The organism is Variovorax sp. GW821-FHT09D07, from assembly GCF_059416345.1.
The window spans coordinates 753,844-776,746 of the sequence record NZ_JBWKOY010000002.1 but is presented as its reverse complement, the minus strand read 5'-3'; the positions used below and the strand labels follow the sequence as shown (position 1 = coordinate 776,746).

Here is a 22,903-nt window from a genome sequence, read left to right as displayed (position 1 = left end):
TGTTGCCGGGGCTGCGCTAGGGCAGCGGAATCAATATCTTGAAATCGGTTCGGCCCGGGACGCTGTCGCACTCGATCACGCCGTGATGCTGTTGCACAAAAGTTTGCGCAAGCGTCAGTCCCAGCCCGGTCCCGCCTTCCCTGCCCGAAACGAGCGGATAGAAGATGCGGTCCTTGATCGTGTCCGGCACACCCGGTCCATTGTCGATGACATGCAATTCCAGTGCCAATCGATACCACTGCTTGTTGAAGATCACCTGGCGGGCCACGCGGGTCTTGAAAGTGATCTGCGCGTCGCCCGCCGCGCGGCGCTCGGCCAGGGCCTGCGCCGCGTTGTGCGCGATGTTGAGGGTGGCCTGGATGAGCTGCTCACGGTCGCCGCGGAACTCGGGAATGGAGACGTCGAAGTCGCGCTCGATGTGCAGGTCGCGCGGAAACTCTGCCAGGATGACCGAGCGCACGCGCTCGCACACCTCGTGGATGTTCACGTCGCCCACCACGTGCGGCCGGCGGTGCGGCGCCAGCAGCCGGTCGACCAGCGTCTGCAGCCGGTCGGCCTCGTGGATGATGACCTGGGTGTATTCGATGAGGTCGCGCGACTCGACCTCCATCTGCAGTAGCTGCGCCGCGCCGCGGATGCCGCCCAGCGGGTTCTTGATCTCGTGCGCGAGGTTGCGGATGAGCTCCTTGTTGGCCTGCGCCTGGTCGATCAGGCGCTCCTCGCGGTCCTGGCGCACCTGCTGCTCCAGCGGCGACATCTCGATGATGAGCTCGCCCTTCTTGTCGCCGTGCGCGAGCGTGACCTGCACGGGCATCAGCTCGTGGTTCACGCGCCGCAAAAAGGCCTCGTAGCGCAGCGTGGCGAAGTCGTTGCTGCTGGCGCCGTCGAGCGCGGTGCGCAGCACCTGCGGCTCATGGAAACAGGCGCCGAACTGCGAGCCCTCGAGCGTGCGCCGCGAGGTACCCAGCGCGTCTTCGAGGCCTGCGTTGGCGAACAGCACCGAGCCGTCGCTGTTGACCACCGCGATCAGCGTGGACAAGAGGTCGAAGGCGCGAAAGCGCGGATTGGCGCCAGTCGCCTTCTTGCCGAACACCATGGACTGCGCGCCGCTTACTGCGCTTGCGGCTTGCCGGGCAGGCGGCCGATTTCGCGGCGGATGCCGGCGATGTCGCTCTCGTTGCGCGCGAGTTCGGCCTTCATCTCGGCCACGCGGTCCAGGTACTTCTGGTAGTTGCGGCCTTCGCTGCCCTGCTTCTCGGGCTCGCCGTTGTTGTATTCCTTCTTGAGCTCGGTCTGGCGGGCCTCGGCCTTGCGCAGCTCGGCCTCGAGCACCGAGCGCGCCTCGCCGTCGCGGGCGCGCTGGTCGACGCCTTCGACGCGCGGGCTGCCCGCCGGGGCGCGCGCGGCCGAACCGCCCGAGCCCGACGACGACGCACTGCCACCACCGCCGCCCGAAGGCTTCGTGCCCTGCACGACGGTGACGTTGCCGCCTTCCATGATCTTGCAGCCCTTTTGCTGGGCCACGGTCGCGTTGTTGGTGTACTCGTTGCCGCAGCGCCAGACGCGCTCTTGCGCGAGCGCCGCCGTGGCGGTGGCGAACGAGGCGGCGGCCAGGAAAATCAGGGAAGCAGTCTTCATTTGGATCCGGAGAGGGCGCGACAAACGCGCATTTTGATGCAATTCGGGCCCGCTCACGACAGGGTGTTCCGCACCAAGGAAAAAGGACGGCCGGGGCCGTCCTTTTGTCTTACTCATCAGGCTCGCGCCCTTCGCGAAACACCGCGGAACCGGCTTTGCCGGGCCGCAGGTGTTGCCCCCGGTAGGGGGTTGGCGAAGCGACACGAAGTGCGCGCAGCCTGGGGGCGAGCCGCTTACAGCGAGTAGTACATGTCGAATTCGACCGGGTGCGTCGCCATGCGGAAGCGCGTGACTTCTTGCATCTTGAGGTCGATGTACGCGTCGATGTACGAGTCGGTGAACACGCCGCCCTTGGTCAGGAACGCACGGTCCTTGTCCAGGTGCTCCAGGGCCTGGTCCAGGCTGTGGCAGACGGTCGGGATCAGCGCGTCTTCTTCCGGCGGCAGGTGGTACAGGTCCTTGCTGGCGGCTTCGCCCGGATGGATCTTGTTTTCCACGCCGTCCAGGCCGGCCATCAGCAGCGCGGCAAAGCCCAGGTACGGATTCATCAGCGGATCGGGGAAGCGCGCTTCGACGCGGCGGCCCTTCGGGTTGGCCACGAACGGGATGCGGATCGAGGCCGAACGGTTCTTGGCCGAGTAGGCCAGCTTCACCGGGGCTTCGAAGCCGGGCACCAGGCGCTTGTAGCTGTTGGTGCCGGGGTTCGTGATGGCGTTCAGGGCACGGGCGTGCTTGATGATGCCGCCGATGTAGTGCAGCGCGAAGTCCGAGAGGCCCGCGTAGCCGTCGCCGGCGAACAGGTTCTTGCCGTCCTTCCAGACCGACTGGTGCACGTGCATGCCCGAGCCGTTGTCGCCGACGATGGGCTTGGGCATGAAGGTGGCGGTCTTGCCATAGGCGTGGGCCACGTTGTGGATCACGTACTTCTGCAGCTGGACCCAGTCCGCGCGCTGCACCAGCGTGCTGAAGCGGGTGCCGATTTCGAGCTGGCCGGCGTTGGCCACTTCATGGTGATGCACTTCGACCGGGATGCCCAGCGATTCGAGCACCAGGCTCATTTCCGAGCGCATGTCCTGGAAGCTGTCGACCGGGGGCACCGGGAAGTAGCCGCCCTTGACTGCGGGACGGTGGCCGCTGTTGCCGTGCTCGAACTCCTTGTCGGTGTTCCACGAGGCTTCTTCGGACTCGATCTTCACGAAGCAGCCCGACATGTCGTTCTTCCAGCGCACGCCGTCGAACACGAAGAATTCGGGTTCCGGTCCGAAGTAGGCGGTGTCGCCCAGGCCGGAAGCCTTCATGTACGCCTCGGCGCGCTTGGCGAGCGAACGCGGGTCGCGCTCGTAGGCCTTGCCGTCGGCCGGGTCGATCACGTCGCAGGTCAGGATCAGCGTCGTTTCTTCGAAGAAGGGGTCGATGTTGGCGGTGTTCGGGTCGGGCATGAGCTGCATGTCCGAGGCTTCGATGCCCTTCCAACCGGCGATGGACGAACCGTCGAACGCGTGGCCCGAGGTGAATTTGTCTTCATCGAAGTGCGACACGGGCACGGTCACGTGCTGCTCTTTGCCGCGGGTGTCGGTGAAGCGCAAGTCGACGAACTTGACCTCGTTTTCCTTGACGAGCTTGAGTACATCGGCGACGGTCTTTGCCATCAGTTTCTCCTGAGTTGGATGGTGGTTAGGAATACAGGGACGGGAGGATGCAGTTTCTGTGCCATTGTCACCCCGCCGGATGAGGCCCGGGTGACGGCCCAGGGGCTGCCGGAAAAGGAAAAAATCACCAAATTGGTGCAATGCAGATTAACGCACCAATTCGGGGCCGAGCTTCGCATCGAAAGTGTGCAGGCCTTCGATGAGCTGGCCATAGGCGGCATCGAGCTTCGCGGGGTCGCCCTTGACGCCCAGCTCGATGTGGCGCCCGTACTGGGGGTGATCCACGCTGGGCAGGCTGAACACCTTGATGCCGGCGTGGGCCTGCTCGATGGCCTGCATCAGCGGCGTGAGGGTGGCTTCCATCGCACCGAAAACGATCACGGACTTCTCGGCGATGGCGTTGCGGGTGAACAGATCGGCATAGCGGCTGTCGAGCACCGACTCGATCATCGGCCAGGCCATGACCGGAAAGCCCGGCACGAAATGCACGTGCTCGACGCTGAAGCCCGGGATCTTGTTGTACGGGTTGCGGATGATCGACGCGCCCTGCGGAAACACGCCCATGTTCAGGCGGTGGATGTTGTCGGGCCGGTCGGGTTCGTAGGGCACGCCCTGCTCCAGGGCCGTGTCCTGCATCCGCTCGCGGATCAGCGCCTCGGCCTCGGGGTGCAGCGCCAGCGGCACGCGCAGGGCCTGGGCGGCGCACTGGCGGGTGTGGTCGTCGGGCGTGGCGCCGATGCCGCCGGTCGAGAACACGATGTCGCCCGAGGCGAAGGCGCGCATCAGGGCCGCGGTGATCCGCGTGGGCTCGTCGCCCACGTACTCGGCCCAGCCCAGCTGGAGGCCGCGCGCGGCCAGCAGCTCGATGACCTTGGCCATGTGCTTGTCGGCCCGCTTGCCGGAAAGGATCTCGTCGCCGACGACGATGAGACCGAATGCGCGTGTCATGGAGAACTCCATTGAGAAAGAGCGGCCTTGTTGGCCTCGGTGGCTTCGGCCGCCTCGAGCGTCTGCTGCGCGTCGCCGCTGCCGGCCGCGGGCTGCTGCGCCGCGCGCTGGGCGCGCAGCTGGGTCAGGGCGTCGAGGCAGTAGTGCGCGAACCAGAGCGCGGAGAAAGCGAAGACCAGCGTGTAGATCCAGATGGCGATCGGCACCAGCACGAAGAAGGCGGCGGCGAACAGCAGGCCCGAGGCCCAGACGATGCTCGGCGCAGCGCCCAGGTATCCGCACAGCACGCCGATGCACAGCAGCGGCAGGCGGTGGGCGCGCAGCAGCGCGGCGCGCTCTTCGGGGCTGGCGTGCTCGGCCAGCGCGTCGAAGCTCATCACGCGGTAGGTGAGCCAGCCCCAGATCAGCGGCGGCAGGATCAGCACCAGCGGCGGAATGAGCCACAGCGGCATCGACACCACCAGCGCGATCAGCGCCAGCACGGTGGCGCCGAGCGAGCGCAGCACGCTGCCGAAGAAGGAGGCGCCCTTCTTCTGCTCCAGCGTGGGAAAGCGCCGTTCGGCCACGAGCTTGGTGAGCGCCGGCGCCATGAAGCCGGCCACGATGAGCAGCGACAGCACGACGATCAGCGGCGTGACGCCGAACACCACCACCAGCGGCGCCAGCGCGGCCGTGACGTCACTGGAGAACAGGCGCCCGATCCAGGCCCAGAAGCTGGACAGCAGCGGCCAGGCGTCGAGGGCCTCGCGCGTCCAGGCGACAGCCGCGTCCCAGTAGAAGTAGCCGAGCCCTGCGGCCAGCAGCACCATGAGCGCCAATGGCAGGAGCGACAGCACGATCACGCGCGGGAGCATGCAATAGGCCACCGCGCGCCAGAAGGAGTCGAGGAGCAGGCGCATGAGGTTCGAGGATAGCGCAAGGCCCCGGCCCGCCAGCCGCCGGGCCTGCGGGTGGATCAGGCGCGGCCGAACAGCCGCTTCAGCCCCAGCCACTGCTGCGACCAGAAGCCCTGGCCGTAGTCGCGCGGCCGACCGTCGGCGCCGGGCTCGACCTGGTCGCGGATGCCGGTCGGGTCGTAGCGGTTCTCGAAGTTGGCGGTGCGAAAGAGCATGTCCCACCAGGGCAGCAGCACGCCGAAGTTGTGGCCGCCGAGCGTGCTCCGGCCGTGCGACTCGTGGCCCAGCCCGATGCTGTGGTGCAGCCGGTGAAAGCGCGGGCTGACCCACAGCCGCTCGCCGATGGCCCCGAAGCTCAGCCGCAGGTTGGCGTGCTGCAGGCTCTCGCTGAGCTGGGTGAAGGCCACGACGGCGATGAACTGGCCCGGCGCCACGCCGATCAGCTGCGCCACGATGACGATGAGCGTGTCGTGGATGACATCGTCCAGCAGGTGGTTGCGGTCGTCGCTCCACATCGTCATCTGGCGTTGCGAGTGGTGCAGCGAATGCAGGCTCCACCACCAGTTGAACTGGTGCTGGCCGCGGTGGATCCAGTAGCCGACGAAGTCGAGCACCACGAGGTAGATGGCAAAAGCCACCCACGGCACGTCGGTCACGCCGGGCCAGGCCTCGTCCAGGTGGAAGGTGCCCCACCCCGCCATGCGCAGGCTGCCGAGCAGGTCGTCGAACAGGGGCTGCAGCGTGAAGAACAGCGCCAGCCGGAACAGGCCCAGCCGGTGGATCAGCGTGTAGAGCACGTCGGTGCGGATGGCGCGGCGGTCGGTCATGGGCTCGACCGCGCGCCAGCGCTGCAGCGGGCCGATGACGGCCAGCAGCACGAGGATCTGGATCACGCCGACCAGCAGCCAGCCGGTGGCGTCGAAGGCGTCCTCGGCCCAGCCGCCCAGGCCGATGGCGTACACCAGCGGCTGCACGGCGGTCTCGAAGAGCCAGCCCTGCATGGCGGAAAAAACGTCGGTCAACCAGTCGATCACGGCGAAAACTCAGGAATCAAGGATGGGAGGCGATCCAGGCGCGGTAGTCCGGATGCTGGCGCAGGGTGCGAAAGCAGAAGCCCTTGGCCTTCAGGCCGACGATCAGCGGCTCGAGGTTGGCGGGCGCCCACGGGTCCTTGCGCGACCAGATGCCCAGGTGCGCCAGCAGGATGTCGCCGGGGCGGATGCCTGCCAGCGCCTGGGCCAGCAGCTTCTGATTGCTGAAGGCCTCGCTGGGCAGCTCGTCGCCCAGGAAGCCGGCGGGCGACCAGCCCACGTGCGCGTAGCCGCAGTCCCTGGCGGCCGCCAATAAAGCGGGCGAGGTCTTGCCGCCCGGCGCGCGGTACAGCGGCAGCAGCTTCTTGCCGGTGATGGCGGCCAGCCGGTCGGACGACTTGCGGATGTCGGCGCAGTACTGGGCCGCGCTCCAGACCGACTCCTTGCCGGTCTGCGGGCCGGCCGACGGCTTGATGCGAAAGCTGGGCGGCGTGCCCTTGACGTCGCCGCGCCAGTAGGCGTGGTCGTAGGTGTGCGAGCCGAACTCGTGGCCTTCGGCCGCCCTCGCCTTCCACCACGGCGCCCAGTGGTCGTCCAGGCTGTCGCCGTCGGTCTGGGTGCGCTCGGCGGCGGCGAAGAAGGTGACGCGCACGTCCTGGCGCTTGAGCACGTCGGCCACCAGCGGGGCGATGCCCATGTGGCCGGTGTCCAGCGTCAGGTAGACCGGCTTGTCGCAGGCGGCGGCTTCCTGGGCCCCGGCCGCCGGCACGGTGGCGCAGGCCAGCGCCGCGACGGCGAAGGCCACCCCGGCGGTGCGCAAGCCGCGCACGCGCTCAGATGCGCTTGGCATGGTCGAGGGTCCAGACGCCGTGCGGCGAGCGGCCGACGTTGATCTGCCGCACGACCTTCTGGCTCGCGAGATCGACCACCGTGAGCTTCTTGGCCCAGCGCGAGGTCACGTACAGCGTCTTGCCGTCGGCCGACACGTCCATGCAGTCGGGGCCGCCGGGCACGTTGTAGGTGGCAACGACCTTCAGCGTGGTCAGGTCGATGCGGCTGATGGTGTTGGCGACCCGGTTGCTCACGAACACGGTCTTGCCGTCGCCGGCCGAGCGGAAGGCGTGGGCGCCCTTGCCGGTGGGGATCTTCCCGACCAGCTTGGGCTGGGCGCCGGCCACGTCGAACACCTGCACACCGTCGCTGCCGGTGAGGCCCACGAGCAGCGTCTTGTCGTTGTGGGCGCCGAAGATGTCGGCCGGCATGGCGCCGGTGGCCATGCGCCAGCGGATGGTCTGCGTCGGCAGGTCGACCGCGATCAGCTCGTCGCTGTCCTGCATGGTGACGTAGGCCACGGTGCTGGTGTTGTCGATCCAGATGTGGCTGGGCGTCTTGCCGGTGGCGATGCGCTTGACCAGCTTCAGGTCCTTGCCGTCCCAGCGGTACACGTCGACGTGGTTCAGGCGGTTGGCCGCCGTGACGAACCACTTCATGTCGCGCGAGAACTGCAGCTGGTACGGATCGATGATGCCGTACACCACGCGCTGCACCTCGGCCGTGCGCGGGTCCAGGAAGGTGAGCGAATCGCCCGCCGAATTGGCCACGATGACCGACTTCTCGTCGGGCGTCATGTAGATGTGGTGCGGCTCCTTGCCGGTGGGAATGCGCTGCTTCTCGGTCCAGTCGACCGGGTTGATCACGCTCACGCTGGCGTCCAGCGAATTGAGCACGAAAACCGGTGGAGGAGCCGGCGGCGCCGCCGCGGCGGGGAGGGTCACCAGGGCTGTCAGGCACAGGCAGGACAGCAAGAAGGCCGCGATGCGGCCGTTCGGGCGGGCAGGGAGTCGCAAGGGAAGGTTCCGGGAGAGGGTTAACAATCTTAACGGTCGAACCCGACAAACAGCTGACCGCCGGCGCCCCCTCACCCGCTGTTGCGCCCGGCGCCTTGACCTATGTCAAGCGGCGCGGGGCACGGGCGCCCGCAACTGGGCCACCTGCTCGGCCGTGAGCCAGCGCCATTGCCCCGGCGCCAGGTCGTCCGGCAGCGCCAGGCCGCCGATGCGCGAGCGGTGCAGCCCCTCGACCCGGTTGCCGACCGCGGCCAGCATGCGTTTGACCTGGTGGTACTTGCCCTCGGTGAGCGTGAGCCGCAGGTGCAGCGGGCTGTCGGACTCGCAGGCGGCCGCGCGCACGGGCTTCGGGTCGTCGTCGAGCACCACGCCGGCCAGCAGCTTGGCGATCTGCGCCTCGTCGATCGGGTGCTTGGCCGTCACCTCGTAGACCTTGGGCACATGGTGCTTGGGCGAACCCATCTTGTGGATGAACTGGCCGTCGTCGGTCAGGAGCAGCAGGCCGGTCGTGTCTTGGTCGAGCCGGCCGATGGCCTGCACGCCCTGCACCGCGCCCTTGTTGGGGCGCAGGCGCAGCGGCGACGGCAGCAGCGTGTAGATGCTCGGGTAGGTCGAGGGCTTTTGCGAGCACTCGGTGCCGGCCGGCTTGTGCAGCATCAGGTAGGCCTTCTCGTGGCAGGCCCACTCGGTGCCCTGCACGGTGAACCGCAGGCCTTCGGGGTCGAGGTCGGCAAAGGGGTCGGTCACGGCCACGCCGGCGATGCTCACGTGGCCTTGCTGGACCAGGCCCGCGCACACGCGGCGGGTGCCGAAGCCCTGGGTATAGAGGATGTCTTGCAGGTGCATGAAAAATGAAAAAAGCGGCCGTGCCGACAGGGGCACGACCGCCTTCGAGTGTGCCGCAGGTTCAGTAGCCTGCTGCCAGGCCCGTGTTGCGACGGGGGTCGTTGGCGCCGTAGAAGCGGTTCGCGCCCACCGGCTTGCCGCCCAGCGAGGGCGCGCCGACGATGATCGCCGCCAAGTGGTTGGCCGGCTGCGGCACGCCCAGGTTGTGGCCCATGTCGGTCAGGATCTTGCGGGTGTCGGGGCTGATCGCGAAGGTCTCGACGTTGGTGACATCAGGCAGCCACTGCTGGTGGAAGCGCGGCGCATCGACGGCTTCCTGCACGTTCATGCCGTAGTCGACCACGTTCAGGATGGTGTGCAGCACGGCCGTGATGATGCGGCTGCCGCCGGGCGTGCCGACCACGAACACCGGCTTGCCATCCTTGGAGACGATGGTCGGGCTCATCGAGCTCAGCGGACGCTTGCCGGGGGCGATGGCGTTGGCCTCGCCCTGCACCAGGCCGTACATGTTGGGCACGCCGATCTTGGAGGTGAAGTCGTCCATCTCGTTGTTCAGCAGCACGCCGGTCTTGTCGGCCGTGACCTTGGCGCCGAACCAGTCGTTCAGCGTGTAGGTGACCGAGACCGCGTTGCCCCACTTGTCGGTGATCGAGTAGTGGGTGGTGTTGCTGCCTTCATGCGGCGCCACGCCGGGCTTGATGTCCTTGGACACACCGGCCTTCTTGGGGTCGATGGCGGCGCGGATCTTGGCGGCGTAGCCCTTGTCGAGCAGGCGGTCGAGCGGGTTCTTCACGAAGTCGGGGTCGCCCAGGTAGCTGTTGCGGTCCACGTAGGCGTGGCGCATGGCTTCGATCTGGTAGTGCACCGACTCCGCCGACCGAAAGCCCAGGTCCTTGAGCGGGTAGCCCTCCAGGATGTTGAGCATCTCGCAGATGATCACGCCGCCCGAGCTCGGCGGGGGCGCCGACACCACACGGTAGCCGCGGTAGTCGCACTCGACCGGCGCGAGTTCGCGCGTCTTGTACTGGTCGAGGTCGGCCTGCGTGATGATGCCCTTGCCGGCCTGGCTCGACGCCACGATCGCCTTGCCGACCCAGCCCTTGTAGAAGCCGTCGGTGCCCTTGGCGCTGATTTCGCGCAGCGTCTTGGCCAGGTCTTTCTGCACCAGCTTCTGGCCGACCGCGAAGGGCTCGCCCTTGTTCAGGAAGATGGCGCCGGAGACCGGGTCCTTCTTGAAGTCGTTGGTGGCGGTGAGCAGCATGTCGATGTCGCCCTGCTCCAGCGCGAAGCCCTTGTCGGCCAGCTGGACCGAGGGGGCGATGAGGTCGGCGCGCTTCATGGTGCCGTACTTCTCGCGCGCGTACTCCATGCCCGACACCGAGCCCGGCACGCCCACGGCGAGGTGGCCGTGGGTGCTCAGGCCCTTGACGACGTTGCCATCTTTGTCGAGGTACATGTTGGCCGTGGCGGCCAGCGGGGCCTTCTCGCGGAAGTCGAGGAAGGTCTTGCGGCCGTCGGCCAGCTGCACGGTCATGAAGCCGCCGCCGCCCAGGTTGCCCGCCGCCGGGTACACCACCGCCAGCGCATAGCCCACGGCCACGGCCGCATCGACCGCGTTGCCGCCGCGCTTGAGCACGTCGACGCCGACCTTGCTGGCCAGGTGCTGCGCGCTCACGACCATGCCGTGTTCGGCCGCCACCGGCGCCTGCGACGCGGCCTGCGAGCCGCCGGCCGCCGCCAGGGTGAGCGCGGCCGCGACGGCGGCGCGCAGGGTGGGGGTCCACTTGAAGTGCTGCATGGAAAAGTCTCCTCTGTGCGTTGGATGAAGAATGAGGGAGGGGTGAATGGAAAGTGGGACGTCAGGCCGTGAGCAGCGCCTTGCGCCGCAGACTCTGCAGCGCCTGCGCCACCTGCTCCTGCGCGAAGGCGTGCAGCGCCGACGGGTCGGTCAGCGGCTGGTCGTCCTTCAGGAAGCGCAGGCGTTCGGCGCGCACCTCGTCGAGCAGGAAGGCGGCCAGCGCCTCGTGCGTGTGCGCCCCGTCGAGCAGCGGCAGCAGGCTGCGTTCGAGCACCGTGAGCGACACCGGCTCGTGCCACTGGTTGCAGAGCACGGCCGCCGCCTGCGACGCGGGCACGCCGGCCAGCGCGCGGCGCACCGGGGCGAGCACCTGCGGCAGCGCCGACACCGAAGCAGCCGCCGACACCGGCGTGCGCCGGATGCGCAGCGCGCCGAGGATCAGCAGCTCCTCGAGCATGGCCAGCACGATGGGCTCGACGGCCGCGCGCGGCTCGCCGGTGAGCGTCACCACGGCCGCGAGCAAAGCCTCGGTCGACATCGAGCACGGATAGCTCGCGTCGAGCGCCTGCGCCACCGCCTTGTGCGCCGGCAGCCGCAACGTGACCTTCAGGTCGCGCAGCGCGGTGCAGGGCTGCTCGCGGGTGTCGATGGTGAGCGCCTCGCCGCCATCGACGCGGAAGACGCCGGCGAATTCCAGCGCGCGCAGGCGGGGCACTTCGAGGCGGTAACGGATGTTCGCGGCGTTGCCCTGCTTCACCAGCAGCGTCTGGCGGAAGGTGCGGTTGACGAGGAAGTCGAGGTACTGCTCCATCATCACCTGGCTGCCGCCGCACTCGCGCAGCAGCGGGTCGCGCACCTTCTCGCCGTAGTTCTGCACGAACATGGTCGAGGGCTCGGCGTCGCACAGGTAGGCCAGCCCGCGCGCCTCGGCACGCGCGACGAACTCCTTGAAGTAGCAGGGCTCGTTGCAGGGCTCGAGGAACTCGTGCAGCAGGTAGTAGTTGCCGGAGTTGCGCACGATCGGCATCGTCTCTTCGAGCGTCTTGCGCAGCACGCTGTCGGGCCGGGCCGACTGTTCGAGGAACTCGAGCATGCCGCGCGCGTACGACAGCTTTTCTTCGGGCGTGTCACGCGGGCCGCCGCGCAGGATCATCGCGTCGCGCACGATCTCGCGCGCCTTCCAGCCCGGGTACACGTTGTAGCTCACGTACACCACGCCGCCCGGCGCCAGGTTCTCGGCGCACACGCGCAGGATGGCGTCCTGCACCGGCCCCGGCACCCAGCTGTAGACGCCGTGGCAGACGATGTAGTCGAAGAGGCCGAACGAGGCGTCGATGTCGGCGATGTTGAAGGCCTTGAGCTCGATGTTCGACAGCCCCGCGTGGTCGAGCGCCGCAGCGCCCTGGGCCACCTGCACGCGCGACAGGTCCACGCCCACCGCGCGCGCCTGCGGATGGCGCGTCGCGAAGGGAATCAGGTTGCCGCCGGCGGCGCAGCCCAGCTCGAGCACGCGCGCCTTGTGCGGCGGCGGCGCCTCGAGCCCGAACAGGAAGGCCAGGGCTTCCAGGTGCTCCACGGCGGACTGGGGAAACGGGTGCGAGTCGTAGGGCACCGCATCGTAGTAACTGGTGAGCGTGGAAGTCAGAGAGTCCGGCACGAACGTCCTTTGGGGATCGGAAGGGGCTGCAGCAGTGCTCGCAGACTATAGCCCCGTGCCCTCGCAAAAAGAAGCAGGCGCAGGCCGACCCGCCCTGCCCTGGCCACGGACTTCGGCGCTTGCACGACCTCTTTAGAATGGCCCGATGAACTGGCGCATCACACTGTTTCCCCTGGCTTTGGTCATTGCCGGCTGCTCGACGCCGCCCAACCAGATCGTTCCCTTCCGCGACGGTGTGCTGCGTGCCATGACCTACACCCAGGCCTCGGACTACTGCAGCGCCAAGAGCCAGGAGCCGAAGTGGCTCGGCAAGGCACCGGCCGAATCCGGCGTGCTGTTCCAGTGCCAGTGAGTCACTGCACCACCCACCTCATCACGCAGGGCTGACGCCCGGCCGCACCGCTCAGGCGTCGACGTCGATGAGCGCCAACCCGCTCTCGCGGTCGCAGGTCTTGCGCAGGTAGCCCGGCGACTCGACCATTTCATGGCGAGGCGTGTTCTTCCGTTCAAGGCGTCAGCGCGGGGAGTTCTGCCTGCAGTCCTCAGCGGTGCCCCGGCAGTCGTCCTGGCGCGAGGGCGCTCCGGGGTCGTCCACGCGGGGCTTGTCCTCGCCGGCCGGCTTGGCGTCCACTGGCGGCTTTTTCACCATGCCGGGGTCGCGGTCGGGCGGCGCGGGCTTCACCAGCCGCGGATGGCCATGGGGCGGCGGCTTCACTAGGAATTCGGGATCGGGCCCAGGTTGCGCTTGCGGCTTGACCGGCGGTGGCGGCGGCTTGTCGGCCGACTGCGCGGCAGCCGGCCCGGCAACGAGCGCCGCGACGCCCAAGACCCCGATGGCAAGGCTTCCGGCAAACATCGATTTCGTTGGATTGCGCATGGCGTTCACCCATGGCCCGAAGGTTTCACCGGGGCGTTCCCGGTGGTGTAGGCCTCTTTCGCCAATGGCCGCAAGTCGGCGTCGCGGTGCCTGCGACGCTGGCGCAGCCGCCGGGCGATGGCCGCAGGGATGGCGCGCGCTCAGCCCGCCAGGCTGACGCGCACCACGCACGCCGGCGGCACCAGAATCTCGTCGCAGTTCGGCCCGGCCCCGCCGCGGTCGATCACCACGAAGCTGGCCGGCTGCTGCGTGACCACCAGCGGGTGGTGCCAGACCCCGCGCGCGTAGTTCACGCCCTGCCGCCCGTCGGTGACGAAGGCGCGGATGTCTTCCACGCGCACCGTGTCGCCCGCCGGCGCCACCACCACGAGAAAGCGGCTGCCGTCCATCGGCACGAAGGCCTGGCTGCCCAGCGGGTGGCGCTCCAGCATGCCCACCTGCAGCGGCAGCGCGTAGGGCTGCGTCTCGAAGATGTTCACCAGCACGCGGCTGTCGCCGGGGCCCGGGTCCACGCGCGCCAGGTCGTGAAAGCGCGTGGTCATGCCCGCGTTGATCGGCATCGCCCGGGCGTGCGCGCTCTCGATGACGTCGCCGAACGCGGCGAAGGCCTCGCGCGTCAGCGGCTGCGCAACGAGCGCAAGCGTCGCGGGCGTGCCCGGCGCCGGGGGCAGGAAAGTGGGGCTGGCAATCGTCAACAGAAACTCCTCGGCTTTTGGTCCAACTGGTATTACCAGTATCCTTGCGATACATCCACTCAGTCAATCTCCCGGCGTCAGGGAAATCGCTAGTGTCCAATGGCGCATGAGGCCTTAAGGTCTCGGTCGCGTTAAATCATACCGGTAATACCAGTTAATCCACCCCATCGACGCCTTCGAGGACCGCCATGTCAACCACCACCCTTCATGCGCCGCTGCAGCCGGCCACCACCTCTGCTGCAGCGGAGAACGCGCTTTACAAGAAAGTGGCATGGCGACTCATGCCGTTCCTGATGCTCTGCTACGTGGCCGCCTACCTGGACCGCGTGAACGTCGGCTTCGCCAAGCTGAACATGCTCAGCGACCTGCAGTTCAGCGAAGCCATGTACGGGCTGGGCGCGGGGCTGTTCTTCATCGGCTACTTCTTCTTCGAGGTGCCGAGCAACCTGCTGATGCACCGCATCGGCGCCAAGGCCACCATCTCGCGCATCATGATCACGTGGAGCCTGATCTCGGCCGCGATGATGTTCGTGACCACGCCCACGCAGTTCTACGTGCTGCGCTTCCTGCTCGGGGCGGCCGAGGCCGGCTTCTACCCGGGAATGATCCTGTACCTCACCTACTGGTTTCCCTCGCATCGGCGCGCCAAGATGGTGGCGGTGTTCATGTGCGCGATCCCGGTGTCGGGCGTGCTGGGCGGACCGCTGTCGGGCCTGATCATGGACGCCATGCACGGCATGGGCGGGCTGCGCGGCTGGCAGTGGCTGTTCCTCATCGAGGCGCTGCCTTCGCTGGTGATCGGCCTGCTGGTCATCGTGTACCTCGACAACAGCATCCAGGCCGCACGCTGGCTCACCGCCGAAGAAAAGGCCGTGCTCGCACGCAACATCGCCGCCGAGAACGCCACCAAGGGCGGCACCAGCCACATGACCCTGCGCGCGCTGTTTGCCGACCGCCGCATCGTGAAGATGGCGCTGATCTGCTTTTGCACGGTGATGGGCCAGTACGGCCTGACCTTCTGGCTGCCCACGCTGGTGCGCCAGTCGGGCGTGTCGGGCGCGTTCAACATCGGGCTGCTCACCGCCATTCCCTTCGCCGTGGCGATCGTCTCGATGCTGCTGGTGAGCCGCAGCTCCGACCGCATGCGCGAACGCCGCTGGCACCTGATCGTGCCCTTCTGCTGCGGCGCGCTGGGCCTGACGCTGAGCGCCATCTTCAGCAACAACGTGTACCTCTCGCTGGCCGCATTGGCCCTGGCCGCGGGCGGCAGCCTGGCGACCTCGCCGCTGTTCTGGAGCCTGCCGACGGCCATCCTGTCGAGCGCGGGCGCGGCGGCGGGCATTGCGCTCATCAACTCCTTCGCCAACCTGGCAGGCTTCGTGAGCCCGTACATGATCGGCCTGATCAAGGACGCCACGAAGAGCACCGACATCGCGTTGTTCGTGCTGGCCGGCGTGCTGCTGTTCGGCGCCTTCCTCACCTGGACGGTACCGGCCAAGCTGGTCAACAAGTAGGGAAGGCCCCGGGGTGCGGCCACAGTAAGATTTCCAGCTCCCGCCACTGCCGCACTTCGCACCGAAAACCACCCATGCTCGCCTCCCCCGCCGTCGCCGCCACCGCCGCCCGCCTGATCCAGCAGCGGATCGCGGACGGCACCTATGCGGCCGGCGGGCTGCTGCCTTCGCAGCGCGACCTGGCCGAGCAGCTCGGCATCAGCCGCACCTCGCTGCGCGAGGCGCTGTCGACGCTGCAGGGCACGGGCCTGGTCATTCCGCGCCCCGGCAAGGGCATGTACGTGGCCGAGGACGGCGGACAACAGCCGCCGGCCGCCTCCCCGGCCTGGAAGTTCGCCACCTCGCATTCGCTGCAGGACGTGTACCAACTGCGCTTCGCGGTCGAGAACTTCACCGCGCGGCTGGCCTGCCTGGTCATCGAGGCGGACGACCTGGCGGCGCTGCGTGCCAATGCACAGGCCATGCGCGCATGCATCGACGCCGGCGACTTCACGCAGGCCACGCAGCTCGATTTCGACTTCCACATGCAGATCATCGGCATCGCAGGCAACCAGGCCATCGCCGAGATCCTGCGCAACAGCGCCGAGGTGATGCAGGAGAGCCAGCGCCTGCCCTTCTACAAGCGCGGTGCGCGCCATGCCACCTACGACGAGCACATGGCGATCATCGAGGCGCTCGCGCAAGGCAACCCGGCGCTGGCGCAGCAGGCGATGACGCAGCACATCGTGCAGGCCGCGCAGCGCGCGGGCGTGCACTTTCCGACGGGGCTCGAGGCAGGTTCGGCGGCCTGACGCTTCAGGTCCACGTGTCGACGACGATGCGCAGCACCTCGACGCGCTCGGGCAGCTCGATCAGGAACTCCGCATCGCGCGGCAGGTGATGCACCCCATTCGGGTCGCCGCCGGTGAACGCGCTCATCGCGGCCACGTCGGGCCAGTAGGAGGTCGTGACGAACTCGGTCTCGGTGGCGCGGTCTTCCCGGAACAGCTGCACCGCGACCGCCGTCTTGCGCAACGGCGGAATGCCTTCAGCCAGCAGGTAGCGTTCGTAGGCATCGGCGCGATCGGGCGTGACGCGGCCGCGCCAGATGCGCGCGATGGTGGCGACGCTCATACCGGCACGCCTTCGATCGTCCGGGTGGATGCAGACGCCGGCACCGGCAGGTGCCGCCCCAGGAAATCGCGCAGCGGCGGCAGCACCTCGGCCAGGTGCGTCTCGAGCAGCCAGTGGCCCCCGTCGTCGAACGCGTGGAACTGGGCGTCGGGCAGGTCCCGCAGGTAGGCACGGCCGGCCTCGATCGGCATGTAGCCGTCCTGCGGCCCCCACAGGATCAGCGTGGGCGGGCGGTACGTGCGCAGGTAGTCCTGGTAGCGCGGGAACCACCGCAGGTTCTCCTTCAGCCCCTTCATGAGGCCCAGCGCAATGCCACGCCGCACGGGCGTGTCCATCAGCGGCCAGTGAAGGCGCCAGAGATCGGGCGCGAGCCGCGGGGCCACGCGCGACGACACCTCGCCGATGAACTCGTCGCGAAAGCCTTCTTCGCTCACGGCGCGCTCCAGCACCGCGAGATGGGCCTCGCTCGGGTCGTTCCAGTACGCCCGGATCGCCGCGTACTTCGGCCCCAGCGTGTCTTCGTAGATGTCGCCGTTCTGGACGATCAGCGCCGTCACCCGTCCGGCCCGCCGCATCGCATGGCGCAGGCCGATCTGCGAACCGTAGTCGTGCAGGTACAGCGCGTAACGACGCAGCGCGAGCGCGGCGGTGAAGCGGTCGAGGAAGTACGCGTAGCCATCGAAGTCGAACACGAAGTTCTCCTCGGGCGTGCCGCTGTAGCCGAAGCCCGGGAAATCGGGCGCCACCACGCGCCAGCGGTCCGCCAGCGCCGGCATCAACGCGCGGTACTGGAACGAAGAACACGGATAGCCGTGCAGCAACAACAGCACCGGGGCACCCACCGGACCGGCCGCGCGATAGAAGACCTCGACGCCGTCGATCTGCACCGTGCGGTGCGTGACGGCGGTCGTGCCGGCCGCGTCGTTCTTTCGGGGGTTCGCATTGGCCATCTCGGCTCCTTGAGACATGCAAAGAAACAGAGGTGTCTTTGTCGCCTCCGGCGCGGGGCCCGCATGTGGGAAAGGGCCGACCCTGGGTGTCGTCCAGGCCGCGCGCGCCCTGCGGCGGGCACGCTGCAGGGCGACATAGGCAACCTGGCCATCCCGTCGGCCGATCGGCCTTGGCAGCACCGGCCGGACGGTCGCCCCGCGCCCGAACATGAAACTTTGGCTCACTGGCCGTCAAACCGCAGTCCAAAGCTTTCACTGCAGCGCGGTGCGCAGGACAATGGGGCGTTGATGGTGGTCGGGGCGCCGCCTCCGATCCTGTCGGCATCGCACTTTCAGGACTACACACGTCGCGTCATGGAACAACGGCTGGAATGGGCCCTCGCGGCCTGCTCACGCATCCTTCGACCCGTGGTGAAGCTCGCCCTCGCGATGGGGGTCAAGCACCCCCACCTGGAGGAGTTGCTGCGCGACCTGCTGATCGAGGAGGCGCAGCACTCCTGGCGCAGCCAGGGCGTTCCCAAACCCAACCTGAGCCAGTTGTCCGTCACCACCGGCCTGAACCGCAAGGCCGTGACCGCCAAGGTCCGCTCCACCGTCGACCCCCTGCCCCACACCGAACTGTCGGCCGCAGCCAAGACGTTCACGCTGTGGCTGCAGATGCTGACCGAAGACGCTTCGTTCCGGCGCCTGCCCGTCACATCGGGCCACACGGCGCCCTCGTTCGAGGCGGTCGCGCGCCTGAGCAGCCGTGGCAACGTGCACCACCGCACCATCCTCGACGAGCTGATCCGGCTGAACATGGTGACCGAAAACGAAGGCATGGCCGAGCTCACCGCAGACGGTTTCGTGCCCGTGCAGGACCTGCAATCGATGCTGGCCTTCCTGGGCGACAACGGCCGGGACCACCTGCTGGCGGCCGTCGCCAACACGCTGGGCGAACAGCCCCGCATGCTCGAGCGCGCGGTGTACGCGCGCGGGCTGTCGCTGAACGATTGCGAACAAATCCACCGCCTGGTGCGCGACCGCTGGTCCGCCCTGCACCACGAGCTCGCGCAGGAAATGGCACAGGCGGTCAGCCGCGCGCCGGCCCGCGCCGAAGGACGAATCCGTGTCGGCATCTACACGTACTACGAGGACGAGGGCACGCCGCCCCCGCCCGCGTCCTCTGAAAGCGAGCGCCCCTCATGAGCACGATCCAAACACCCCGCCGCCTCCTGCTGGGCCTGTTCTGCGCCGGCCTCATGGCCCTGTTGATGTCCTGCGGAGGCGGCGGTGGTGCCTCGACCGGGAACCTGGGCCTGGGCACCGGCACCGCGATCGGCGGTGACAGCCCGGGCGGCGCGGGCACGGGCACAGGCGGGGATGGGACCGGGTCCGGCTCGGGCAACGCCGGCACGGGCGGCTCCGGCGACACCGCCAGCAACGGCAACACCGACGGCTCCGGTGTCGGCTCGGGCGGCACCGGCGTGACCGCGGACGCCGCCGGCATCGGTGCCGCGGACGGCCTGGGCAGCATCATCCTGAACGGCCTGCGCTACACCACGGACACGGCCACCATCACCGTCGAGGACGCCACCGAACTCCAGATCGGCATGAGTGCGCGGGTCGCCGGCAAGGTCGACCCCGACTTCACCCGCGGCATCGCGACGCAGGTCGTGTCGGGGGCCGAACTGCGCGGCGCCGTCTCGCGCATCGACGTGGGCGCCGGCAGCTTCGTCGTCATGGGCATCAACGTGACCATCGATGCGGCCACGGTCTGGGCCGACGCGAACGGGCTTGCCAACGTGGCCGACGGCAGCCTCGTCCAGGTGTGGGGCCTGCCCGGCGCGCCGGGCACGCTGCGCGCCACCCGCGTGCAGACCGCGCCCACGCTGACCGCCCCGCTGGTGACGGGCGCCATCCAGGGCCTCAACACGACAAACCAGACCTTCATGCTCGGCCAGCTGACGGTCAGCTATGGCGGCGCCAGCTTCGCGGGCATCGACGCCTCGTCGCTGGCCAACGGGGTCATCGTGCGCGCCCGCGGCACGACCGCGCCGGTCGGCAACGCGTTCACGGCGACCCAGGTGCAGGGCTGGTACGCGATACCGACGAGCAACGGCATCGCACTGCAGCTGGCGGGGGACATCACCGACTTCGTCTCGCGCGGCGCCTTCAAGGTGCTGGGCACGCCGGTGGACGCCACCAATGCGCAGATCACGGGCGGCCCCGTCGGTTCGCTCGGCAACGGCGTGAAGGTCGAGGTCGACGGCTTCATGTCCGGCGGGGTGCTGGTCGTCAAGAAGCTGCGCATCCGCCATGTGCCGGGCACGGGCGGGCCGGCCTCGTTCACGCTCATCGGGGCCATCGGCGGCTACCAGTCTTCGGCCAATTTCAGGGTGCAGGGCCAGCCGGTGGACGCCAGCGGACCGGGTACCACCTTCGAGAACGGTACCGCCGCGAACCTGGCCAACGGCCAGCGCGTGACCGTCGTGGGAGACCGGGTGGTCGACGGCGTTCTCATCGCCCAACGGGTGACATTCAACCCCTGACCTGAAGCGGCGGCGCAGCGCCCCGCCGCCCGGTCGCATCGCCCGCCCCTTCTGGCGGCAGGCGAAACCGGGCTTTCGCACACATCCAGCTCGATATCGCCGCATCGCGGCGGGCCTGCGCGCACGCGGGCCGGATAGCACCTTCGGCCATCTATCTCCAAACTCGTGGCGAAAGTACGAAAAAGGGACTAAAGTGAAAAAATCACATTTCTTACATTGGTGGCTTCCGTGTCTGTTCCCGCGAGTTCAGTGCGACCGTTGCTCCCCGTTGGCATCGCAGGCCCACGCCTGACGGATGCCTCCCTGTGCGGGGCTGCGCATCGGGTGCCTGTTCGTCGTCGGGCCAGCCGGCACCGCTGACATTGCGAGGAGTACCGCATGCCGCTCGTCCTTCTTCTTCGGCTCATGAACAAGCGTTTTCCGGTCATGCTCACGGCGGACGCGGACATCCGGCATGCCTCGGTGCTGGTCGCCACCGGACTCATCGAAGCCGAGTTCCATGTCGACAACTTCGGCTACCAGCGGTACGAAAGCGCCCAGGTCTTTGCCATCACGGACGAGGGGCACGCGGAGATCGCCACGCTCTGCGGCAACGGCGCCTCGGTGCATGAAGAACGCCCCCAATGGAGCGTCATGCCGCTCGATTACCTGCGCAGGATCGGCAACTCGACCTTTCCCCTGCACACCGAGGACCCGTCGGAGATCAACTCCGTGGCGGTCCTGGAAGCCGCCGGCATGGTGGAGGCCACCCTCCCCCCGATCTGCCGCGCCCGGCAGAAGCTGCGCCAGGCCACCGTCCTGCGGGTCACGCCCCTGGGACGGACGGCGCTGGTGCCACGGCGGGGCTGAATCCGGGTTCGGGTCGAACGCCCGGCGTGCCAGCCCTGGCGCGCCGGGATCGGTGCGTCCGGCGCGCACGAACACCGCCCCTCGCGTTCCCCTCGCCCCACACCTCCATGAATCGGGTACCCGTTTGCCCTGCGACTGCCCCCGGCCGAGGGAAAGCGCCTCGTACAGCGATGAAAAAAGCCTGCCTACGACACAATTGAAACCAAACGCAACAGACGTCACAGATCGCCCATGAGGTTCCTTTCGAGTACCAAAGAAGTAATGTGAAACCTTCACATACACCGCGTTATTGGCACGAAGAAATGAACGCCAGGCTGTTACCACCGAACGTCGGCCCCTGCCGTGCATGAAACAGTTCATGCGAAGGATGTCTTGCCATGCGCGCCCCCGTCTCCGCCCCGAGCCTCGACAGCAGCCTGTCGACGGATGCGCTCATGGCCGCCCGCATGCGGCTGGTGCTGTCGATCTCGGCGGTGCTGGCCATGGCGGTCGATGCGGGGCCCACGCGGCAACCGGTGGCCAGCGCGGTCTGGCTGGCCTTTTGCGGATACCTCCTGCACAGCGTGCTGGTGCACGCCTGCACGCAGGGCGGCTGGCGCCATGTCCAGGGCAAGGCGGTCCACTGGTCCGACGTGATGTGGTTCACGCTGATCGTCTTCGTGACGGGCGGCGTGCACAGCCTGTTCTTCCTGTTCTATTTCTTCGCCATCCTGACCTCCTCGTTCCGCTGGGGCTTCGAGGAAGGCGCCCGCGTGACGATCGTCTCGGTCGCGTCGTTCGCCGCCTGCGGGCTCGGCACGAGCACGGGCGACGACGCGCCGCAGCTGCTGATGCGCACGACCTTCCTGCTGGCGCTGGGGCACATGATCGTGCACTGGGGCGGCTCCAAGCTCATCCTGCAGCGGCGCCTGGCCCTGCTGGGTGACATCAGCCAGCTGTCGAACCCGCGCTTCGGCGCGGGCCGCACCATCGCCCGCACGATGGAAAAGACGCTGGCCTTCTTCAAGGCCAGCCACTGCATCCTCATGACGCGGGACACCGCCACCGGCAACTGGACCCTGCGCACGCTGCGCAAGGACGACACCTGCGAGCACGTCGGCGTCGAGACGCTCGGGGGCATCGCCGAGTCGCCGCTGATGGCGCTGGAGCATCCGCACACCGTGCTGAGCAACCGCCTGCCCTGGCCCCTGAACCACTTCTTTGCGCGCAGCCACATGCACGGCCCCGGCGCGATCGGCTGGCGCCCCGAGGGCCGCGACGGCGCCAAGCGCAGTGCCGCCGTGGCCGCCATGCTCGAGGCCCGCGCGTTCATCAGCGCCGCGCTGCCGCTGCGCCTGGGCGAGGGGCGCGTGTTCATCTCCTCGCGCAACGGCCACTTCAGCAAGTCCGACGCGCTGTTCCTCGCGCATCTCATGGAACAGATCTTCCCGGTCATCGAGACCATCGAGGTGCTCGACCGCATGGCCTCGGAAGCGGCCGCGACCGAGCGCCTGAAGATCTCGCTGGACCTGCACGACACGGCCGTGCAACCCTACATCGGGCTGCGCATGGGCCTGTGCGCCCTGCGCAAGAAGGCCGCCGCGGACAACCCGCTGCTCGAGGACCTGGACAAGCTCGCCGAGGTGGCGAGCGGCGTGATCGCCGACCTGCGGCGCTTCGCGGGCGCGGTCAAGGCCGGCCCGGAAAGTTCGTGCGGCCTCGTGCTGCACCAGCTGTACAGCCAGGCCGCCCGCATCCAGGGGCTCTACGGCATCGAGATTTCGGTGAACGTCGAAGGCCACGTGCGTCTTGACGACCGCATGACCGCGGAGGTTCTGCAGATGGTGGGCGAAGGCCTGAACAACATCTGCAAGCACACGCAGGCCCGCCGCGGCAGCGTGCGCATCGGCTGCCGCAATGGCTGCCTGCACCTGCGCATCGAGAACGAAGGCGACGAAGAGAACTTCGCGCCCTTCCGGCCACGCTCCCTCAGCGACCGCGCAGCGGCGCTCGGAGGCCGCGCGCAGGTCAGCCGGTGCCGGGGCGGCGGCACCGAGGTGCTGATCGAAATCCCCATCTGAGCCC

The 22,903-nt window shown here is 68.2% G+C and carries 22 protein-coding genes; 7 read left to right on the top strand and 15 right to left on the bottom strand.

Features of this window, described 5'->3' with window-relative positions; translation table 11 throughout:
- Positions 1-16 precede the first annotated feature (16 nt).
- The 11 genes from glnL to AC07OX_RS09820 form a co-directional block, all read right to left on the bottom strand.
- Positions 17-1,096 (bottom strand): nitrogen regulation protein NR(II), encoded by a 1,080-nt coding sequence (gene glnL, locus AC07OX_RS09870; protein WP_062470910.1) that lies wholly within the window; start codon positions 1,094-1,096, stop codon positions 17-19.
- A 14-nt stretch (positions 1,097-1,110) separates the two neighbouring features.
- Positions 1,111-1,638, bottom strand: coding sequence for a hypothetical protein (locus AC07OX_RS09865; RefSeq protein ID WP_062470907.1), 528 nt, complete (start codon positions 1,636-1,638; stop codon positions 1,111-1,113).
- Positions 1,639-1,871: 233 nt separating this feature from the next.
- Positions 1,872-3,287 (bottom strand): type I glutamate--ammonia ligase, encoded by a 1,416-nt coding sequence (gene glnA / locus AC07OX_RS09860; protein ID WP_062470904.1) that lies wholly within the window; start codon positions 3,285-3,287, stop codon positions 1,872-1,874.
- Positions 3,288-3,434: 147 nt separating this feature from the next.
- Positions 3,435-4,235: a competence/damage-inducible protein A gene (locus AC07OX_RS09855; RefSeq protein WP_167394999.1), complete on the bottom strand. Its 801-nt coding sequence runs from the start codon at positions 4,233-4,235 to the stop codon at positions 3,435-3,437.
- Positions 4,232-5,134, bottom strand: a complete 903-nt coding sequence (locus tag AC07OX_RS09850) for an EI24 domain-containing protein (protein ID WP_139703609.1) — start codon at positions 5,132-5,134, stop codon at positions 4,232-4,234. Before AC07OX_RS09850 ends, AC07OX_RS09855 begins: the two co-directional genes overlap by 4 nt.
- A gap of 56 nt (positions 5,135-5,190) precedes the next feature.
- Positions 5,191-6,165 carry a sterol desaturase family protein gene (locus tag AC07OX_RS09845; RefSeq protein WP_492685042.1) on the bottom strand — a complete coding sequence of 325 codons (975 nt, stop codon included), beginning with the start codon at positions 6,163-6,165 and terminating at the stop codon, positions 5,191-5,193.
- Between the two features lie 16 nt (positions 6,166-6,181).
- Positions 6,182-7,012 (bottom strand): polysaccharide deacetylase family protein, encoded by an 831-nt coding sequence (locus AC07OX_RS09840; RefSeq protein ID WP_495260481.1) that lies wholly within the window; start codon positions 7,010-7,012, stop codon positions 6,182-6,184.
- Positions 6,996-8,009, bottom strand: a complete 1,014-nt coding sequence (locus AC07OX_RS09835; protein WP_062470897.1) for a YncE family protein — start codon at positions 8,007-8,009, stop codon at positions 6,996-6,998. Before AC07OX_RS09835 ends, AC07OX_RS09840 begins: the two co-directional genes overlap by 17 nt.
- Before the next feature lie 105 nt (positions 8,010-8,114).
- Positions 8,115-8,855: a pseudouridine synthase gene (locus tag AC07OX_RS09830; protein ID WP_495260482.1), complete on the bottom strand. Its 741-nt coding sequence runs from the start codon at positions 8,853-8,855 to the stop codon at positions 8,115-8,117.
- A 61-nt stretch (positions 8,856-8,916) separates the two neighbouring features.
- On the bottom strand, positions 8,917-10,653 hold the full coding sequence (gene ggt, locus AC07OX_RS09825) for a gamma-glutamyltransferase (protein WP_307694365.1): 1,737 nt from the start codon (positions 10,651-10,653) through the stop codon (positions 8,917-8,919).
- Positions 10,654-10,714: 61 nt separating this feature from the next.
- A complete protein-coding gene (locus tag AC07OX_RS09820) occupies positions 10,715-12,310 on the bottom strand; it encodes a methyltransferase regulatory domain-containing protein (RefSeq protein ID WP_495260483.1) in 1,596 nt (531 codons plus the stop codon).
- Between the two features lie 145 nt (positions 12,311-12,455).
- On the opposite strand from AC07OX_RS09820, the gene AC07OX_RS09815 reads away from it, so the two are divergent.
- Entirely contained in the window at positions 12,456-12,662 is a 207-nt protein-coding gene (locus AC07OX_RS09815; protein WP_062470893.1) for a hypothetical protein, read from the top strand.
- A gap of 162 nt (positions 12,663-12,824) precedes the next feature.
- Here the strand turns inward: AC07OX_RS09815 and AC07OX_RS09810 are convergent, their stop codons facing one another.
- Positions 12,825-13,187, bottom strand: a complete 363-nt coding sequence (locus AC07OX_RS09810; RefSeq protein ID WP_495260484.1) for a hypothetical protein — start codon at positions 13,185-13,187, stop codon at positions 12,825-12,827.
- Between the two features lie 140 nt (positions 13,188-13,327).
- On the bottom strand, positions 13,328-13,885 hold the full coding sequence (locus tag AC07OX_RS09805) for an ureidoglycolate lyase (RefSeq protein ID WP_495260890.1): 558 nt from the start codon (positions 13,883-13,885) through the stop codon (positions 13,328-13,330).
- Between the two features lie 185 nt (positions 13,886-14,070).
- On the opposite strand from AC07OX_RS09805, the gene AC07OX_RS09800 reads away from it, so the two are divergent.
- Together AC07OX_RS09800 and AC07OX_RS09795 are read left to right on the top strand one after the other, a co-directional pair.
- Positions 14,071-15,396 (top strand): MFS transporter, encoded by a 1,326-nt coding sequence (locus tag AC07OX_RS09800; RefSeq protein WP_495260485.1) that lies wholly within the window; start codon positions 14,071-14,073, stop codon positions 15,394-15,396.
- A 74-nt stretch (positions 15,397-15,470) separates the two neighbouring features.
- Positions 15,471-16,187, top strand: coding sequence for a FadR/GntR family transcriptional regulator (locus AC07OX_RS09795; protein WP_495260486.1), 717 nt, complete (start codon positions 15,471-15,473; stop codon positions 16,185-16,187).
- Positions 16,188-16,191: 4 nt separating this feature from the next.
- Here AC07OX_RS09795 and AC07OX_RS09790 read toward each other — a convergent pair whose 3' ends face one another.
- Positions 16,192-16,509, bottom strand: coding sequence for an antibiotic biosynthesis monooxygenase family protein (locus tag AC07OX_RS09790; RefSeq protein ID WP_492694916.1), 318 nt, complete (start codon positions 16,507-16,509; stop codon positions 16,192-16,194).
- On the bottom strand, positions 16,506-17,459 hold the full coding sequence (locus AC07OX_RS09785) for an alpha/beta fold hydrolase (RefSeq protein ID WP_495260487.1): 954 nt from the start codon (positions 17,457-17,459) through the stop codon (positions 16,506-16,508). The genes AC07OX_RS09790 and AC07OX_RS09785 overlap by 4 nt, the downstream gene beginning before the upstream one ends.
- A gap of 354 nt (positions 17,460-17,813) precedes the next feature.
- Here AC07OX_RS09785 and AC07OX_RS09780 point away from each other — a divergent pair, with 354 nt between their 5' ends.
- From AC07OX_RS09780 to AC07OX_RS09765, 4 genes are all read left to right on the top strand, one after another.
- The gene (locus AC07OX_RS09780; RefSeq protein WP_095950009.1) at positions 17,814-18,647 is read left to right on the top strand and encodes a DUF6502 family protein; all 834 of its coding nucleotides are present in this window, start codon (positions 17,814-17,816) and stop codon (positions 18,645-18,647) included.
- A complete protein-coding gene (locus AC07OX_RS09775; protein ID WP_495260488.1) occupies positions 18,644-19,990 on the top strand; it encodes a DUF5666 domain-containing protein in 1,347 nt (448 codons plus the stop codon). Before AC07OX_RS09780 ends, AC07OX_RS09775 begins: the two co-directional genes overlap by 4 nt.
- Positions 19,991-20,368: 378 nt before the next feature.
- Positions 20,369-20,839, top strand: coding sequence for a hypothetical protein (locus AC07OX_RS09770; protein ID WP_062470870.1), 471 nt, complete (start codon positions 20,369-20,371; stop codon positions 20,837-20,839).
- Between the two features lie 377 nt (positions 20,840-21,216).
- Positions 21,217-22,899, top strand: coding sequence for a sensor histidine kinase (locus AC07OX_RS09765; RefSeq protein WP_487850006.1), 1,683 nt, complete (start codon positions 21,217-21,219; stop codon positions 22,897-22,899).
- Positions 22,900-22,903: the final 4 nt, after the last annotated feature.